At 66.9% G+C, this 14889-nt stretch carries 14 protein-coding genes; 5 read left to right on the top strand and 9 right to left on the bottom strand.

What is annotated here, in order from left to right; genetic code table 11:
* The first annotated feature begins 8 nt into the window (after nucleotides 1-8).
* The 5 genes from AC1DE3_RS12150 (at nucleotide 9) to AC1DE3_RS12130 (ending at nucleotide 6128) form a co-directional block, all read left to right on the top strand.
* The gene (locus AC1DE3_RS12150; RefSeq protein WP_476779745.1) at nucleotides 9-1148 is read left to right on the top strand and encodes an ABC transporter permease; all 1140 of its coding nucleotides are present in this window, start codon (nucleotides 9-11) and stop codon (nucleotides 1146-1148) included.
* Nucleotides 1126-2208 carry an ABC transporter ATP-binding protein gene (locus tag AC1DE3_RS12145; protein ID WP_476779746.1) on the top strand — a complete coding sequence of 361 codons (1083 nt, stop codon included), beginning with the start codon at nucleotides 1126-1128 and terminating at the stop codon, nucleotides 2206-2208. The genes AC1DE3_RS12150 and AC1DE3_RS12145 overlap by 23 nt, the downstream gene beginning before the upstream one ends.
* A complete protein-coding gene (locus tag AC1DE3_RS12140; RefSeq protein ID WP_476779747.1) occupies nucleotides 2201-3265 on the top strand; it encodes an ABC transporter ATP-binding protein in 1065 nt (354 codons plus the stop codon). Before AC1DE3_RS12145 ends, AC1DE3_RS12140 begins: the two co-directional genes overlap by 8 nt.
* On the top strand, nucleotides 3258-4091 hold the full coding sequence (locus tag AC1DE3_RS12135) for a 5-deoxy-glucuronate isomerase (RefSeq protein ID WP_476779748.1): 834 nt from the start codon (nucleotides 3258-3260) through the stop codon (nucleotides 4089-4091). Before AC1DE3_RS12140 ends, AC1DE3_RS12135 begins: the two co-directional genes overlap by 8 nt.
* Before the next feature lie 198 nt (nucleotides 4092-4289).
* Nucleotides 4290-6128, top strand: a complete 1839-nt coding sequence (locus AC1DE3_RS12130; protein ID WP_476779749.1) for a GH39 family glycosyl hydrolase — start codon at nucleotides 4290-4292, stop codon at nucleotides 6126-6128.
* Nucleotides 6129-6182: 54 nt separating this feature from the next.
* Here the strand turns inward: AC1DE3_RS12130 and AC1DE3_RS12125 are convergent, their stop codons facing one another.
* The 9 genes from AC1DE3_RS12125 to AC1DE3_RS12085 all read right to left on the bottom strand — a co-directional run bounded on the left by AC1DE3_RS12125 (nucleotide 6183) and on the right by AC1DE3_RS12085 (nucleotide 14885).
* Complete coding sequence (locus AC1DE3_RS12125) at nucleotides 6183-6530, bottom strand: hypothetical protein (protein WP_476779750.1); 348 nt, start codon at nucleotides 6528-6530, stop codon at nucleotides 6183-6185.
* A gap of 137 nt (nucleotides 6531-6667) precedes the next feature.
* Entirely contained in the window at nucleotides 6668-8353 is a 1686-nt protein-coding gene (locus AC1DE3_RS12120; RefSeq protein ID WP_476779806.1) for an IlvD/Edd family dehydratase, read from the bottom strand.
* Between the two features lie 188 nt (nucleotides 8354-8541).
* A complete protein-coding gene (locus AC1DE3_RS12115; RefSeq protein ID WP_476779751.1) occupies nucleotides 8542-9447 on the bottom strand; it encodes a LysR family transcriptional regulator in 906 nt (301 codons plus the stop codon).
* Nucleotides 9448-9459: 12 nt separating this feature from the next.
* Nucleotides 9460-9795 carry a ferredoxin gene (gene fdxA, locus AC1DE3_RS12110; protein ID WP_441509530.1) on the bottom strand — a complete coding sequence of 112 codons (336 nt, stop codon included), beginning with the start codon at nucleotides 9793-9795 and terminating at the stop codon, nucleotides 9460-9462.
* 117 nt (nucleotides 9796-9912) lie between these two features.
* A complete protein-coding gene (locus tag AC1DE3_RS12105; protein WP_476779753.1) occupies nucleotides 9913-10692 on the bottom strand; it encodes an enoyl-CoA hydratase-related protein in 780 nt (259 codons plus the stop codon).
* Nucleotides 10692-11858, bottom strand: a complete 1167-nt coding sequence (locus AC1DE3_RS12100) for a CaiB/BaiF CoA transferase family protein (RefSeq protein WP_476779754.1) — start codon at nucleotides 11856-11858, stop codon at nucleotides 10692-10694. Before AC1DE3_RS12100 ends, AC1DE3_RS12105 begins: the two co-directional genes overlap by 1 nt.
* A complete protein-coding gene (locus AC1DE3_RS12095; RefSeq protein ID WP_476779755.1) occupies nucleotides 11855-13204 on the bottom strand; it encodes an FAD-dependent oxidoreductase in 1350 nt (449 codons plus the stop codon). Before AC1DE3_RS12095 ends, AC1DE3_RS12100 begins: the two co-directional genes overlap by 4 nt.
* A gap of 26 nt (nucleotides 13205-13230) precedes the next feature.
* Nucleotides 13231-14064, bottom strand: a complete 834-nt coding sequence (locus tag AC1DE3_RS12090) for an ABC transporter permease (RefSeq protein WP_441509526.1) — start codon at nucleotides 14062-14064, stop codon at nucleotides 13231-13233.
* The gene (locus AC1DE3_RS12085; protein WP_476779757.1) at nucleotides 14061-14885 is read right to left on the bottom strand and encodes an ABC transporter ATP-binding protein; all 825 of its coding nucleotides are present in this window, start codon (nucleotides 14883-14885) and stop codon (nucleotides 14061-14063) included. Before AC1DE3_RS12085 ends, AC1DE3_RS12090 begins: the two co-directional genes overlap by 4 nt.
* Nucleotides 14886-14889 lie beyond the last annotated feature (4 nt).

Genomic DNA, 14889 nt, shown 5'->3' with positions numbered 1-14889 from the left:
CCGCGCGCATGACCGATATGGCCGCGCCCACCGTTCCTGAAACCGTCGCCCCGGCTGCCCGCCGTCTGGCCGAGGCCAGCCAATGGCGGCTGATCTTCCGCCGCTTCCGCCGGCACCGTCTGGCCTATGCCAGCCTGTTCGTCGTCATCGGCATCTATCTCGTCGCGCTGCTGGCCGAGTTCTTCGCGCCCTTCGCGCCCGACACCTACAATGCCCGCTTCACCTATGGCCCGCCGCAGACATTGCGCTTCTTCGGCACGGATGCGGCCGGCGAGACGCATTTTATGTACGTCAACGGCTACCGGATGAGCTTTGATCCCGTCGCCCTGAAGCGGAGCTTCGTGGTCGACGAGAAATCGGTCAACCCGGTCGTCTTCTTCGCCAAGGGCGAGCCCTACAAGCTTTTCGGGCTCATTCCCTGGGATCGGCACCTGATCGGCCCGGCCGACCCGTCCCAGCCGATGTATCTCTGGGGCGCCGACCGGCTCGGCCGGGACGTGCTGTCGCGCACCGTCCATGGCGCCCGCATCTCGATGTCGATCGGCCTCGTCGGCGTCGCCATCAGCCTCTTCCTCGGCCTGATGCTCGGCGGTATCTCCGGCTATTATGGCGGCTGGATCGACGAGGTCGTCCAGCGCAGCATCGATTTCCTGAAATCGATCCCGACCATCCCGCTCTGGATGGGGCTCGCCGCCGCGGTGCCGGCGAATATGGACCCGCTGCTGGTCTATCTCTGGATCACCATCATCCTCTCCCTGATCGGCTGGACCGATCTGGCGCGCGTGGTGCGCGGCCGCTTCCTCTCGCTCAGGACCGAGGATTTCGTGCTCGCAGCGCGGCTCGACGGCTGCTCGCGCCAGCGCGTGATCTGGCGGCACATGGTGCCCTCATTCACCAGCCACATCACCGCCTCGGTGACGCTGGCGATCCCCAGCATGATCCTGGCCGAAACGGCGTTGTCCTTCCTCGGCATCGGGCTGAAGGAGCCGGTGGTGAGCTGGGGCGTGCTGCTCAAGGACGCGCAGAGCATCCTGGCCCTGACCACGGCGCCCTGGCTGCTCGCTCCCGGTGTCGCGGTGGTGGTCGCGGTGCTCGCCCTCAACTTCCTCGGTGACGGAATTCGCGATGCGGCCGATCCCTATGCCTGAACCCGGCCCCTCCGGGAGCCCGGCGCCGGCAGATGGCGCCGCACCGCTCGTCGCCGTCCGGGACCTGAAGGTCCAGATCGGCACCGATGACGGGCTGGTGCGCGCCGTCGATGGCGTCACCTTCGACGTGCCGCGCGGGCGCACGCTCTGCATCGTCGGCGAGTCCGGCTCGGGCAAGAGCGTCACCGGCCGCGCCCTGATGAGCCTGCTGCCGCCGAGCGGGCGGATCGCCGCCGGCAGCATCGTCTATGCCGGTGGCGACGGCGAGGCGCTGGACGTCACCACGCTCGACCCGCGCGGCCGGCGCATCCGTGCCTTGCGCGGCAAGGAAATAGCGCTGATCTCGCAGGAGCCGATGGCGGCGCTCTCGCCTGTCCACACCATCGGCCAGCAGCTCGTTCCGGTGATCCGCCGCCATCTCGGTCTGTCGAAGAAGGCGGCGACAATGCGTGCCGTCGAGATGCTCGGCCGGGTCGGCATTCCCCGGCCGGCGGAGCGGCTGAACAATTATCCCTTCGAGTTCTCCGGCGGCATGCGCCAGCGCGTCTGCATCGCGCTCGCTTTGTCCTGCCGGCCGCGCCTGCTCATCGCCGACGAGCCGACGACGGCGCTCGACGTCACCACCCAGGCCAACATCATCGACCTGTTGCAGGAGCTGCAGCGCGAGGACGGCCTCTCGATCCTGTTCATCACCCATGACCTCGGGGTGGTCGCCGAAATCGCCGACGATGTCGCGGTGATGTATCTCGGCAAGATCGTCGAGCGCGGCACGGTCGAGCAAATTTTCGTCGATCCGCGCCATCCCTATACGCGGGCTCTGCTGAAATCGGTGCCGCGGCTCGGTGCCGGACGCGACACCCGGCTCGCCGCCATTCGCGGCATGGTGCCGTCGCCCTTCGACCGGCCGGCGGGCTGCGATTTCCACCCGCGCTGCGATGCGGCGCTCAAGGGCATCTGCGACGTCGCCGATCCCGGCACGGTCTCGATCGGTCCGCGGCGCGACGTGCGCTGCATCCTTGCCCGCGATCCATCCATTGGGGAGGGCGTCCGCCATGGCTGATTCCGCCACGCTTCCGCCGGACGTGCTGCTCGAAGTCAGCGGGCTGACAAAGCTGTTTCCGCCGCGCCGGACCTTGTTCCAGCGCAAGGCGGCCAATCCCGTGCGCGCCGTCGAGGATGTCTCCTTCCAGATCCGGCAAGGCGAGACGCTGGGGCTCGTCGGCGAATCCGGTTGCGGCAAGTCGACGGTGACGCGCCTCCTGCTCGGCATCCACCAGCCGAGCGCCGGCGCCATGCGCTATCGCCGCAAGGATGGTGGCAGCGTCGATCTCGCGATGCTCTCCGAAGACGAGCGGCTCGCCTATTGCACGGATCTGCGCCTCGTTTTCCAGGACCCGCAATCCTCGCTCAATCCGCGCCTGCAGGTCCGCGACATCGTCGGCGAGGTCTTGAAGGTGAACAAGCTGGTGCCGCCGAGCGAGATCGAGGGCAAGGTCCGCGAGCTCCTCGCCAAGGTCGGCCTGCGCCCGGAGTACGCCCGGCGCTACCCGCACGCCTTCTCCGGCGGCGAGCGCCAGCGGGTCGGCATCGCCCGAGCGCTCGCGACGCATCCTCGTCTCGTCGTGCTGGACGAGGCCGTCTCCGCGCTCGACGTCAGCGTCCGCGCGCAGACGCTCAACCTGCTGCGCGACCTGCAGGAGGAGTTCGGGCTGACCTATCTCTTCGTCAGTCACGATCTCAGCGTCATCGAGTATATCTGCGACCGCGTCGTGGTGATGTATGTCGGCCAGGTCGTCGAGATCGCGACATCCGACGCGCTCTTCGCCCGGCCCCTGCATCCCTATACCGAGGCGCTGCTCTCGGCCCTGCCGATCCCGGACCCGGCGCACCGCCGGCAGAGCCGCCGCATCCGCCTGCCGGGCGAGGTCGCCGATCCCGCGAACCGCCCGAGCGGCTGCGCCTTCCACCCACGCTGCCGCTTCGCCACCGACATCTGCCGCACGACCCAGCCGCCTTTGCGCGAGCTCGGCGGCCGCAATGTCGCCTGCCATCACGCCGAGACGCTCACGCTGCGCGGTGTCGACGCCATCCAGACTGGACAAGCCACCCATGCCTAAGCACATCCGCGCCCGCGATAACGACAACCGCGCGATCGTCGACGATGATCCGGCTCTGCCGCATGTCCATTTCAACCTGCTGAACCTGCAGCCCGGCGAGGCGGTCGAGCAGAGCTTGCCGCGGCACGAGAGCGTCTATGTCGTACTCTCCGGGACGGTGGACCTCATCGTCGATGGCGCGCGCTTCGCGGCGGTCGGCCAACGGCGCGACATCTGGTCAGGCGAGGCGGATTCGGTCTATGTCCCGCCGGGCAGCATCGTCCGGCTGGAAAACGCCACCGGCCCCGTCGAGATCGCCGTTGCCGGCGGCCTCTGCGACGACGAGGGGCTGAAACCGTTCCGCATCGCGCCGAACGAAGTCGCGATGGTCGAGGTCGGCTCGCCCGACACCCATAGCCGCCGCCGCATCTTCCACATCCTCGGCCAGAACGGACAGGGCCGCGCGGGCAATCTCCTAGTCAGCGAGCTCTATGCCGACCCCGGCTGCTGGTCCGGCTACCCGCCGCACAAGCACGACGCCGACCGCGACGGCGAGACGGCGCATGACGAGCTCTACCATTACCGCTACCAGCCCGGCACCGGCTTCGGTGCCCAGATCATCTATGCCGACGGTCAGTCCGAATGCTTCATGGTGCAGGATCGCGACACGATCCTGGTCGATCGCGGCTATCACCCGACCGTCACCTCGCCCGGCCATCGCTGCTACATCTTCACCATCCTGGTCGGGAAGACGCAGCGCGGGCTGGTCCAGCATTTCGACGACCGCCACGCCCATCTGATGGCCGCGATCCCCGGCATCCAGTCGATGCGCGACAAGTTCAAATGAGAGTGCATCTGTGACTCCCACAAGCCCTCATCCTGAGGAGCGAGCTTCAGCTCGCGTCTTGAAGGGTGCTCCAGAGCGCACTGGATCATCCTTCGAGACGCGCCTGTGGCGCTCCTCAGGATGAGGGCTGAAGTTTCGATCTCATTAAAATTAGCCGGCAACAAATTAACTCCGCTGTCAGCGAGCGAAGGACCTGTCATGCCTGACAAGACCCGCATTCATATCGACCTTACCGCCCCGACCACCCCGTTCCGGCGCTTCTGGCGCAGCACCGGGTTTTCCCCGGCGGAGCTGCTGCTGGAGCCGGAAATGCGGCAGACTCTCGCCTATGTCGGCGGCGTGCCCAATCGCGGCATCGAATACATGCGCGTGCACTACATGCTCGACCTCGTGACCGCGCCGGGCTTCGGGAAATACGACTGGTCGCGGCTCGATGCGGCCATCGACGTCATGCTCGAACACCGCATCCGGCCCTTCTTCGAGCTGATGGGCAACCCCTCCTACCTCTACACCGACTTCAACGACGTCGCGCAGGCGCATCACTGGCGCGACTTCATGGTCGAGATGATCGAGCGCTACCGCTCGCGCTACGGCGCCGGGGAGTTGCGCGAGTGGTATTTCGAGACCTGGAACGAGCCCGACATCTGGTGGAAGCTCGGCGGCGAGACCGGCTTCAACAACTATTACGACGCCTGTTCCGAGGCGCTGAAAGCGGTCGATCCCAAGCTCAGGCTCGGCGGCCCCGGCGTCGCCCGGCGCATCCCGCCAATCTTCAAGAGCTTCCTCGCCCATTGCGACACCGGCACCAACCTCTTCACCGGCGAGACCGGCGTGCGGCTCGACTTCATCTCCGTGCATGAGAAGGGGGTGAAGAAGCACGCCGAGGATCTGACGCCGAACAGTCTCGCCATCATCCGGCACGAGATGATGGCGGTCGACTATATCCGCGAGCACCATCCCCGCTTCGCCAACCTGCCCTTCGTCAACGACGAATGCGATCCGCAGATCGGCTGGCATCTCTACCATACCTGGCACGGCATGCCCTATTTCGCCGGGCTCGCGGCCAAGATCGTCGACCAGCACCAGCGCCTGATGATCGACGGGGAGGGCGTCGACTACGAGGTCCTCAGCAACGACAACGGCTTCGTCGGCCACTGGGGCCACCGCACGCATCTCACCTATTTCGGCAAGCGCCCGGTCCGTGCCGCCCAGGCCGAGCACAAGACCGACATCGCCGCCCTGGAAGCGCGCCAGGGGGAGCCCGAGCCTTTCGATCTCGTCAAGAAGCCGGCGCTCAGCGTCATGGAGCTGCTCGGCCTGCTGAGCGAGCGCCGTTTCACGCTCGACGGCCAGGGGCTCGATCCCGACCGGAATGGTCTCGGCGCGATCGCGACCGCGCTTGGAGGCGCGGCCTCGCCCTCCGGCGCGAGCGTGCTCCTCTACAACAGCGTCGACCGCATCTGGCAGTCTGGCGAGAGCGCGGTGGAACTCGCTTTTTCCGGGTTGCAGCCTGGCGCTTATGCGCTCGCCACCTTCCGCATCGCCCATGGCAAGGGCGATCCCTTCACGGTCTGGGAGGATCTCGGCGCGCCCGATCTGCCGAACGCCGCGGAGCTCGAAGCGATGCGCCTGGCGCAGGAGGCCGCCCTGACGGTCGAGCACCTCCAGATCGGTGGGACCGTTGCCCGGCACGAATTCAGGCTCGACATGCCGCTGCCGTCGGTCGCGCTGGCTGCGCTCGTTCGGCGCGAAGGCGCGGCACCTACCGCGCCTTCTGCCCTCCGGGTCCATCACTTCGGCGGCCTCAACGGCAGCAATCGTGTGTTGTTCTGGGAGCCGGCGCCGCATGAGAGCGTCCAGCTCTTCGACGTGCTCTGGAGTGCGCAGGAGAATGGCCCCTGGCAGGTGATCAATCCGGCCGGCCTGCTTTCGAGCGTCTATCTCGACGCACGCCTCGTGAACGGCTTCTATCGCGTGCGCGCCCGGGACCTGTTCGGCCGTGTCAGCGCCGACAGCAACTCCGTCGCGGCGACCTGAGATAGCGCGACATCGGCGAGTTCCGCAGACCGAGGGTCGACGTGGAGGAACGTGTCAGGCTGGCCCGGCTGGGATGTCGTGCCCGCCGGCGATGCCCGTCGAGACCAGCGTTTCGAAGTACTCGACCTTCAGGTCGAAGGATTTGAGGAGCTTCTGGGTACTCGGCTTCACGACTGCATCGTCGAAATCGCCCTTCCCGAAATGGCCTGCCGACGCAATGTCCTCCCAAAAGCTCATGACGACGAGTTCGTTCTCGGTTCCCTTCACCTTGCGGGCCAAGGTGGCGCCGAGATGGCCGGGCAATTCGGCCATCTCGACAAAGGTCGTTTTCCGGAGGTGATCGGCATAGGCGGCCAGTACCGCGTCCGAACCTGCGACGGCGCGCCAGGAACGAATGATCATCCGTCGTTTCCTCCTGCGTTTGGGCAAGGCCGTGCTCCGAGAAGAATGCGCCCGCTATGTGGTCGTCCGCCATCGCGGCCACGCGACGATATCTCGGCACTTTGCGTCTCGCGAGCAATTGCCCGGCTCGTGGCGCTTCAGCAAAAGTCGAAATCGCAGCCTTCATTCGCCTGCAGCACAGTGGTGAGGTAGAGGCGCCGATAGCCGCGCATGGGCGCTACGAGGTGCGCCGGCGGAAGCCATTCGCTTTTCCGCCGCCGCAGCTCGGCCTCATCAACCATCAGCGTGATCTCGCGGGCGGGGACGTCGAGGCGGATCATGTCGCCGTCACGCACAAGTCCGAGGGGGCCTCCCACCGCCGATTCCGGCGCGATATGCAGCACGATGGTGCCGAAAGCAGTGCCGCTCATGCGCGCATCCGAAATCCGGACCATGTCCTTGACCCCGGCCTGGGCGAGCTTCTTCGGAATTGGGATATAGCCCGCCTCGGGCATGCCGGGCGCTCCCTTGGGGCCTGCATTGGTCAGCACCAGCACATCGTCTGCGGTCACATCGAGATCGGGGTCGTCGATGCGGCGAACCATGTCCTCGACCGACGCGAAGACGACCGCCCGCCCGGTATGCGTCAGCAAGCCCGGCGAGGCGGCGGCATGCTTGATGATCGCGCCGTCGGGCGCAAGGTTGCCGTGCAGCACGGCCATGCCACCAGTCGACTTCACCGGGTGCGCGACACTGCGGATGATGCTCTGATCGGGGACCCGCTCGGCGGCATCGGCGATCTCGCCGATCGTTCGGCCGTCGATGGCCATTGCAGCGCGGTCGAGGTGGTCGCCGAGCTCCTGCATCAGCCGGGGAACGCCGCCGGCCCAATGGAAATGCTCCATGTAATGGTCGCCGGAGGGCTTGAGATCGACCAGAACCGGCACCTTGCGGCCGATGGCATCGAACGCGTCGAGATCGATCTTCAGGCCGGCGCGTCGCGCGATCGCGGCAAGATGGACGAGGCCGTTTGTCGATCCACCGATCGCCTGCAACACCGTCAGCGCGTTGCGGAAAGCCGTCTCCGTCAGCAGCTCGCTCGGCTTCGGACCGCCCTGGGCGAGCCCCACAGCCCTTCGACCGCTCGCCTCGGCGGCACGGATGCGGTCGGCATGGGTGGCTGGGATCGTGCCCGTTCCGGGCAGCGCGATGCCCAGCGCCTCGACGAGACAGCCCATCGTGCTCGCCGTGCCCATCACCATGCACGTGCCCTGCGTCGGCGCCAGCCGCCCGCTAAGCACCTCGATCTCGTCCGCATCGATCTTGCCGGCGCGATGCTGCCCCCATAAGCGGCGGCAATCGGTGCAGGCACCGAGAACCTCGCCCTTGTGATGGCCGACGAGCATGGGCCCGGTGATGAGTTGGATAGCCGGCACATCGGCGCTGACCGCGGCCATCAATTGCGCCGGAACGGTCTTGTCGCAGCCCCCGATCAGCACGACGGCGTCGATCGGTTGGGCCCGGATCATCTCCTCGGTGTCGATCGCCATGAGATTGCGCAGGTACATCGATGTCGGATTGGCGAAGGATTCGTGGATGGAGATCGTCGGGAACTCCATCGGCAGGCCGCCCGCCAGCATGACGCCGCGCTTCACCGCTTCGATCAGCCGGGGCACATTGCCGTGGCACGGGTTGAAATCGCTGAAGGTGTTGGTGATGCCGATGATCGGCCGATCCAGCGCGTCGTCTGAAAACCCGGCCGCCTTGATGAAGGCCTTGCGCAGGAAGAGCGAGAAGCCCGGGTCGCCATAGGTCGCGAGGTTACGGCGCATGCCGCGCGGCACTGGGCCGGTACTGGGCGCATCATCGTCATGCTCGTTCATGGCTGCGAAATCCGCTCGTCGTCGCTGCACGGAACTTGTATCGGCGAGCACAATGACCCAGCGGGAAGCGAAACGGCAAAGCCTGTTTCGCTCTGCGGCGAAAGCCCCGCGCGCAATCTCGCTCCATCACTGGCTTCCGCGCCCGAAATTCAGGGGCTCGTGAGATGTCGGAGATCCTTCATCAGGCTCTTGGAAAGCTGGGCCGCCGGAGGCGACAGCGAACGATGGGTCGCCGTGATGATGCCGATGCGCAGCATGTTCACCCCGGGGGAGGACAGCGGGCGCCAGGCGATCTTGCCCTGTTCGATTTCCTTCAGGAAGCCGAGGCGGGTGAAAAAGGCGATGCCGAGTCCGAGCTCGATGCAGATCCGGATCATCTGAATCGAGTTCGAGGTGATCTTCGGTTTGAGCATCGCCTTGAACTGGCTGAAATCGGCGTCAGTGTCGGCACCGCGCGGCAACGGTCCGGTCTGGTCGAGCACCGGATAGGACAGAGCTTCCTTGAAGCTGACGCTGAGGCGCGCGGTCAGCGGATGATCGACCGGCATGACCACCCCGATCGGCGCCGGCACTTCAGCGATGAAACTGACATTCGCGGCCGATAGCGGACTGACGAAGGTCAGACCGATATCGACGGCGCCGCTGCTGACCATGCCGGCGATCTCGGCCGGCGGCGCGGCGAGCACGGTGTGGTTGATCGCTGGGAAGTCGCGCCCGAACCGCGCCAATGCCCGCGGCAGGAAGTCGACCAGCAGCGAGTCGAGCGCAGCGATCGTGACGTGGCCCGAGCGGGCTTCGCGAAGATCGTCGATCGCCGCACGAACCTGCCCAAAGGCTTCGATCGTCGAGGTGACGTGCTGCAGAAGCAGCGTGCCCGCGACGGTCAGGCGCATTCCGGCCGGAAGCCGGTCGAAAAGGGGGCCGCCGAACTCGTCCTCGAGCTTCAGGATCTGTCGGTTGATGGCACTCGCCGCCACATTCAGCCGGGCTGCGGCCCGGCGGATCGAACCCAGCCGCGCGACCTCCCGGAAATAGAACAGGGCAGCGGCGTGCATGACCGGGCATCCTCAGCTTGCGGCCTTCCTCGGCCAAGCCGCCACCGTGGGATGATCCCGCATCGTCGTCAAAGACAAGTCGGCGCCGCCGGGCTTGCCCCAGCCCGTCACGGCCGGTCCGAAGAACTCGCGGTTGACCGCCGGCCATTCGGCAAGCTCGGGTGGCAGCCGGTCGTCGGCGTGGATGGCCGCGACCGGGCAGACCGTCTCGCACAGGCCGCAATCGATGCATTCGTCAGGCTGGATATAGAGGGTGCGTCCGCCCTCGTAGATGCAGTCGACCGGGCAGGCTGCCAGGCAGGCCTTGTCCTTGATGTCGATGCAGGCGTCGGTGATCACGAAGGGCATGGCGGGCCTCCCGGCCTGAGCATTTCCGCGTTTCCCCCGAACCGCAGAAATGCTCTATCTATTTGTTTTATCGCATTTTCTTCACGCGAACCGGTGGCCACTTCGCTCGAAAATGCTCTAGCGCCCCTGCCAGACGGGCTTTCGCTTCTCGCGGAAGGCGCGGACGCCTTCGTCCGAATCCGCCGATTCCAGAGCTGCGACCAGGGCCGGCAAGCGCAGCGCCTGTGCCTCAGTCGGCGAAAGATGGGCCGTTCGGCGCGCGACCTGCTTGATCGCGCGCAGCGAAAGCGGCGCACAGGCGAGGATATCCTGCACCCAGCGGTCGACCGCCGCGTCCAGCTCGTCCGCGGCTGCGACCTCGTTGACGAGGCCGAAGCCGAGCGCTTCCTGAGCCTTGATCCGGCGCCCGGTCAGCAACATGCCGAGCGCGTGGCGATGCGCGATCTGGCGTTGCAGCAGCACCATGCCGCCGTCGAGCGGCAGGCGGCCGACGCGCGGCTCGGTCAGCCCGAAGCTCGCGTGATCAGCGGCCACGACGAGATCGCAGCCCAGCACCATTTCGAAACCGCCGCCGACCGCGTGGCCGTTGACGCGGGCGATGACGGGGATGTCGAGCGTCTGGCGCAGGGCGATGCCGCCGAAGCCTGCCGGCCGGGCCGCCGCCCAATAGGCGAGGCCGGTCAGGTCCGGATCGACATTGCGCATGTCCGCGCCGGTGCAGAAGGCGCGGTCGCCCGCGCCGGTGAGCACGACCACACGCACCGAAGGGTCCGCCTCGATACGCTGCCAGATCGCCTCCATCTCCGCCTCGGCCGGCTGGTCGAGCGCGTTCATCACCTCCGGCCGGTCGATGGTGACGCGGGCGACGTGGTCCTCGACCGAGAGGCTGACAGGCATCAGGCCACCTTTTCGAAAGCGGGCAGCCCGAGCTCGCCCAGGATTTCGTCGGTATGTTGCCCGAGGCCGGCGGGAACGATGCGGATCGTCACCGGCGCGGCTTCCATATGGATCGGCGAGCCGACCACACGCACCCGCTCCGTCGGCCCGTCGGCCTCAAGGATCATCCCGTTGACGTGGGTCTGCTCGTCGTCGAGCGCCTCCGCGAGCTGGCGCACGGGCGCGCAGAGCAGATCCTGCCGCTCGAGCCGCTCCAGCCAATAGGCCGTGGTCTGCGTCGCGAAACGCTCGGCGAAGATCGCCTGCAAGGCCGGCTTGTTGGCGACCTGCAATTCATGGCCGGCGAAGCGCGGGTCGCTTTTCAGCGCCGGCAGATCGAGCGCAGCACCGATATCGCCGAGCGGATCGGCCTTGAAGGCGCCGACCAGGACGAGGGCGCCGTCCTGCGTCGCGAAGACGCCGGTGAGCGGCATCGCTCCCCAATTCACCTCGCGCCCGCGCATCATCTGCGCGGCGGCCTCCTGCGTCTGCGCCGCCAGCATCGAGTCGAACAGCGAAACGCTGATGCGCTGGCCCTTGCCGGTCTTGTGGCGTTGCAGCAGCGCCAGCAGGATGCCCTGGACCATGTGCATGCCGGCCGAATAATCGGCAAAGGTGGTCGAGAGCACGGCAAGCGGCTGATCGGCATTGGCGCGCCGGTGCATCACGCCCGAGAGCGCCTGGGCCAGCACGTCCTGGCCGCCCTTATGGGCATAGGGCCCGGTCAGCCCGAAGCCGGTGCCGACCGCATAGATCAGCCGCGGATTGCGAACGGACAGCGTCTCATAGGAGAAGCCCATCCGCTCCATCACGCCGGCGCGGAAATTGTTGACGACGACGTCGGCCTCGTCGATCAGCCGCAATACGGCGTCCTTCGCCTCCTGCTTGCGCAGGTCGAGCACGATCGAGCGCTTGTTGCGGTTGAGCGAGCAGAACACCGGCCCCTGCAGACCGGCAGGGTCGTTGGGGAAGGATGTGCGCGAGAGATCGCCAGTGGGCGGGCGCTCGATCTTGATGACGTCGGCGCCGTAGTCTCCGAGCACCTGCGTCGCGACGGGCCCCATCATCACCTGGGTGAAGTCGACGACCTTGATGCCGGCGAGCGGCAGTTCGGCGGGGTTGGTCACGCGGCATTCTCCAGGATGGTGGCGTTCGTTGAGGGAATGTCGCCGGGGTCGCCGCCCTGGGCGCGCACGCGCTTGCAGATCTCCTGCGGAGCGATGTCGCGCAGGCGCTGCCCGCCGGCGACGGCGAGCGCAGCCGCGATGCCGGCCGATTGGCCCATCGCCATGCAGGGTGGAATCTCGCGCGACATCTTCTGCGCCTGCTCGGTCGCGGAATAATGCCGCCCGGCGACGACGAGCCCTTCGAGGCCGCGCGGCAGCATGGACCGATAGGGCGTGTAGTAGTCGCGGCCGCGCGCCACCGTGTCGGCGAAATGCACGCGATCGAGCACGTCGCGCTTGCTGACGACATAGTCGCCCTGCAGCAGCCGGGTCTGGCGCACGCCGAGCTGCGGCGCGACATCGACGACGAAGCAGTTGCGGAAGCCAGGCATGTTCTCGCGGACATAGTCGACGAGGGCATAGAGCTTGTTGCGGCCCTCGAAATCGGCGCGGGTCAGGTCCTCGACCGCGAGCGCGTCGAACCCTGCCATATGCGGGCAGTTGCACCAGACCACGCCGGGCAGCGGCGTCTTCAGCCACCACATATCCCAGGAGCCGCCCATGATGCGCTTGGCCTGCCGGTCGACGACGGCGAAGGCGTCGGGCTCCTCGTGCTGGAAGCGCTCGGCCTCGTCGGTATCGACGCCGCCAAGGCGGAACACGGTGGTGACGATGAAGGAGCCCTTCTCATGGGCCGCGCCGGCCGAGGCGGCGACATCGAGATCGCCGGAGGCGTCGACGATCGCATCGGCGAGGATCGCCTGCCGTCCCGACTTGGTCTCGCAGACGATGCCGGTGACCTTGCCGTTCTCGACCAGGGTGCGCGAGAACCAGGAATGCAGGCGCACATCGAGTTTCGCCTCGGCGACCATCTCGTTGGCGGCGCGCTTCCAGCCATCGGGGTCGAAGGCGGCGGCCATCACGATTGGCTGCGGCTTGGTCTGGGCGCGGAAGTCATGCGCGCCCCAGCGCGCCCATTTGCGGTGCATCGCCCAATCCTGGCGGCGCTCCTCGGGCGGCGGATAGACGCAGGCGCCGCGCGCCGCCATGCGCTCGATCATCTCCATGCAGATGCCCTGCACGGTGACCTCGTCGCCATTGTGCATGTCGTCGAGCACCAGCACCATGCCGCCGGAGGCGAGGCCGCCGAGATAGGGATAGCGCTCGACCATGGTGACGGCGCAGCCCTCGCGGCGGGCGGCGATCGCGGCGGCCATGCCGGCCGGCCCGCCGCCGACGACGAGCACGTCGGTCTTGGCGACGACGGGAACGGACCCGCCCGGTTCTGCGATGGTGGTCGGTGTCATGGACCTCTCCATGTTTTGGCGGGGTGTCAGTGCGCGTTGACGGGCTGCCAGCGCACGATCAGGCGCTCCAGCATGGTCACGCTCAGGAAGAACAGCATCGAGAAGCAGGAGGCGACGATCACGGTCGCGTAGAGCAGCGCCGAGTCGAAGGAGTAGGTCGCCTGGATGATCAGCGCGCCGATGCCGACATTCGAGCCGATCCATTCGCCGACAATTGCGCCGACGACCGAGGTCGAGGCGGAGATCTTCAGCGCCGAGAAAAGATAGGGCAGCGAGTTGTAGAGCCGGAGCTTGAAGAAGACCTCGCGCTTTGAGGCCGACAGCACGCGCATCAGCTCCATCGCCTGCGGGTTCACCGCCTCCAGCCCGCGCACCATGTTGACCAGAGTCGGGAAGAAACAGATCAGCGCGGCGATCGCGATCTTGGGTTCCATGCCGTTGCCGAGCAGCAGCACGAGGATCGGCGCCTTGGCCACGACCGGGATCGTGTTGATCAACACCACCGTCGGGAAGAAGGTCTCTTCCAGCGTCTTCTTATGGACGAAGGCGGTCGCGATGATGATCGCGACGATATTGCCGAGCAGGAAGCCAGCGAGAGCCTCGATCGCGGTCGGGACGAGGTTCGACAAAAGGATGCCGCTCTTGCCGATCAGCGTCTGCGCCACGAGAAGCGGCGTCGGGGCGACGAAGGGCGGGACCTTGAACAGGTAGACCAGCGCGGCCCAGATTCCGAGGAAGATGGCGATGCCGACGAAGGGCAGGATGCGCCGGCGCAATTGCGCGCGGCGCCGGGCCCGGCGAAAGCCCTCTTCGGCGTCTGCAATGGTCTCGTTATGCGAGATCGCGGTGGCAAGCGTCATTCGGTGCCTCCCAGCGCTGCGCGCAGGACCGTGGCGGTGCGCATGAACTCGGGCGTCTCGCGGATGGCGAGCGTGCGGTCCCGCGGCAGGTCGATATCGACCAGGGAGGCGACGCGGCCGGGGTTGGCGGCGAGGACCAGGACCTGCTCGCCGAGGAAAAGCGCCTCGTAGACGGAATGGGTGACGAACAGGATGGTCGTGCCGGTTTCGCGCCAGATGCGGCGCAATTCCTCGTTCAGCCGGTCGCGGGTGATCTCGTCGAGCGCGCCGAAGGGCTCGTCCATCAGCAGGAGCCGCGGGCCGCCGAGCAGCGCGCGGGCGATCGAGACGCGCTGGCGCATGCCGCCGGAGAGTTCGTGCGGAAAACTGCCTTCCCAGCCTTCCAGCCCGACGAGCTTGAGCAGTTCGCGCGGCGTCGGCATGCCCGCGGGCAGGGGCGGGCGCCCGCCGACCTCGAGCGAAAGCTCGACATTCTGCAAGGCCGTTCGCCAAGGAAGCAGGGCGGCGTCCTGGAAGACGAAGCCGAGCGCGCGCTGGAGCCTGGCCTGCTGCGGGGTCTGGCCGAGAACCGTGACCTGGCCCGAGCTCGGCGGGATCAGATCAGCGACGACCCGCAGCAAGGTGGACTTGCCGCAACCGGAAGGGCCGAGCAGGCTGAGGAAGCCGCCGCTCTCGACGGAGAAGCTGACATTCTCCAGCGCGGTCACGGTGCGCCGCTCGGTGACGAAGCGGACCGAGAGGTTGTGACAGCCGACGGCGGTGCTGCCTGCCGGCCGCGCTGCATCGGCCTGGCGCGGTTCCATCATGGCGAGCGTGGCCATCGGA

It is taken from the genome of Allobosea sp. 10L417 (genome assembly GCF_056395485.1).
This window is presented reverse-complemented; position numbering and strand designations above follow the sequence as displayed.

Excerpts from the sequence above, each read along its gene's own strand:
- AC1DE3_RS12135 (WP_476779748.1), top strand. The coding sequence starts at position 3,258 with ATGCCTAAGCACATCCGCGCCCGCGATAACGACAACCGCGCGATCGTC.
- AC1DE3_RS12090 (WP_441509526.1), bottom strand. The coding sequence starts at position 14,064 with ATGACGCTTGCCACCGCGATCTCGCATAACGAGACCATTGCAGACGCC.
- AC1DE3_RS12115 (WP_476779751.1), bottom strand. The coding sequence starts at position 9,447 with ATGCACGCCGCTGCCCTGTTCTATTTCCGGGAGGTCGCGCGGCTGGGT.
- fdxA (WP_441509530.1), bottom strand. The coding sequence starts at position 9,795 with ATGCCCTTCGTGATCACCGACGCCTGCATCGACATCAAGGACAAGGCC.
- AC1DE3_RS12085 (WP_476779757.1), bottom strand. The coding sequence starts at position 14,885 with ATGGCCACGCTCGCCATGATGGAACCGCGCCAGGCCGATGCAGCGCGG.
- AC1DE3_RS12095 (WP_476779755.1), bottom strand. The coding sequence starts at position 13,204 with ATGACACCGACCACCATCGCAGAACCGGGCGGGTCCGTTCCCGTCGTC.
- AC1DE3_RS12145 (WP_476779746.1), top strand. The coding sequence starts at position 1,126 with ATGCGGCCGATCCCTATGCCTGAACCCGGCCCCTCCGGGAGCCCGGCG.
- AC1DE3_RS12150 (WP_476779745.1), top strand. The coding sequence starts at position 9 with ATGACCGATATGGCCGCGCCCACCGTTCCTGAAACCGTCGCCCCGGCT.
- AC1DE3_RS12140 (WP_476779747.1), top strand. The coding sequence starts at position 2,201 with ATGGCTGATTCCGCCACGCTTCCGCCGGACGTGCTGCTCGAAGTCAGC.
- AC1DE3_RS12125 (WP_476779750.1), bottom strand. The coding sequence starts at position 6,530 with ATGATCATTCGTTCCTGGCGCGCCGTCGCAGGTTCGGACGCGGTACTG.
- AC1DE3_RS12105 (WP_476779753.1), bottom strand. The coding sequence starts at position 10,692 with ATGCCTGTCAGCCTCTCGGTCGAGGACCACGTCGCCCGCGTCACCATC.
- AC1DE3_RS12130 (WP_476779749.1), top strand. The coding sequence starts at position 4,290 with ATGCCTGACAAGACCCGCATTCATATCGACCTTACCGCCCCGACCACC.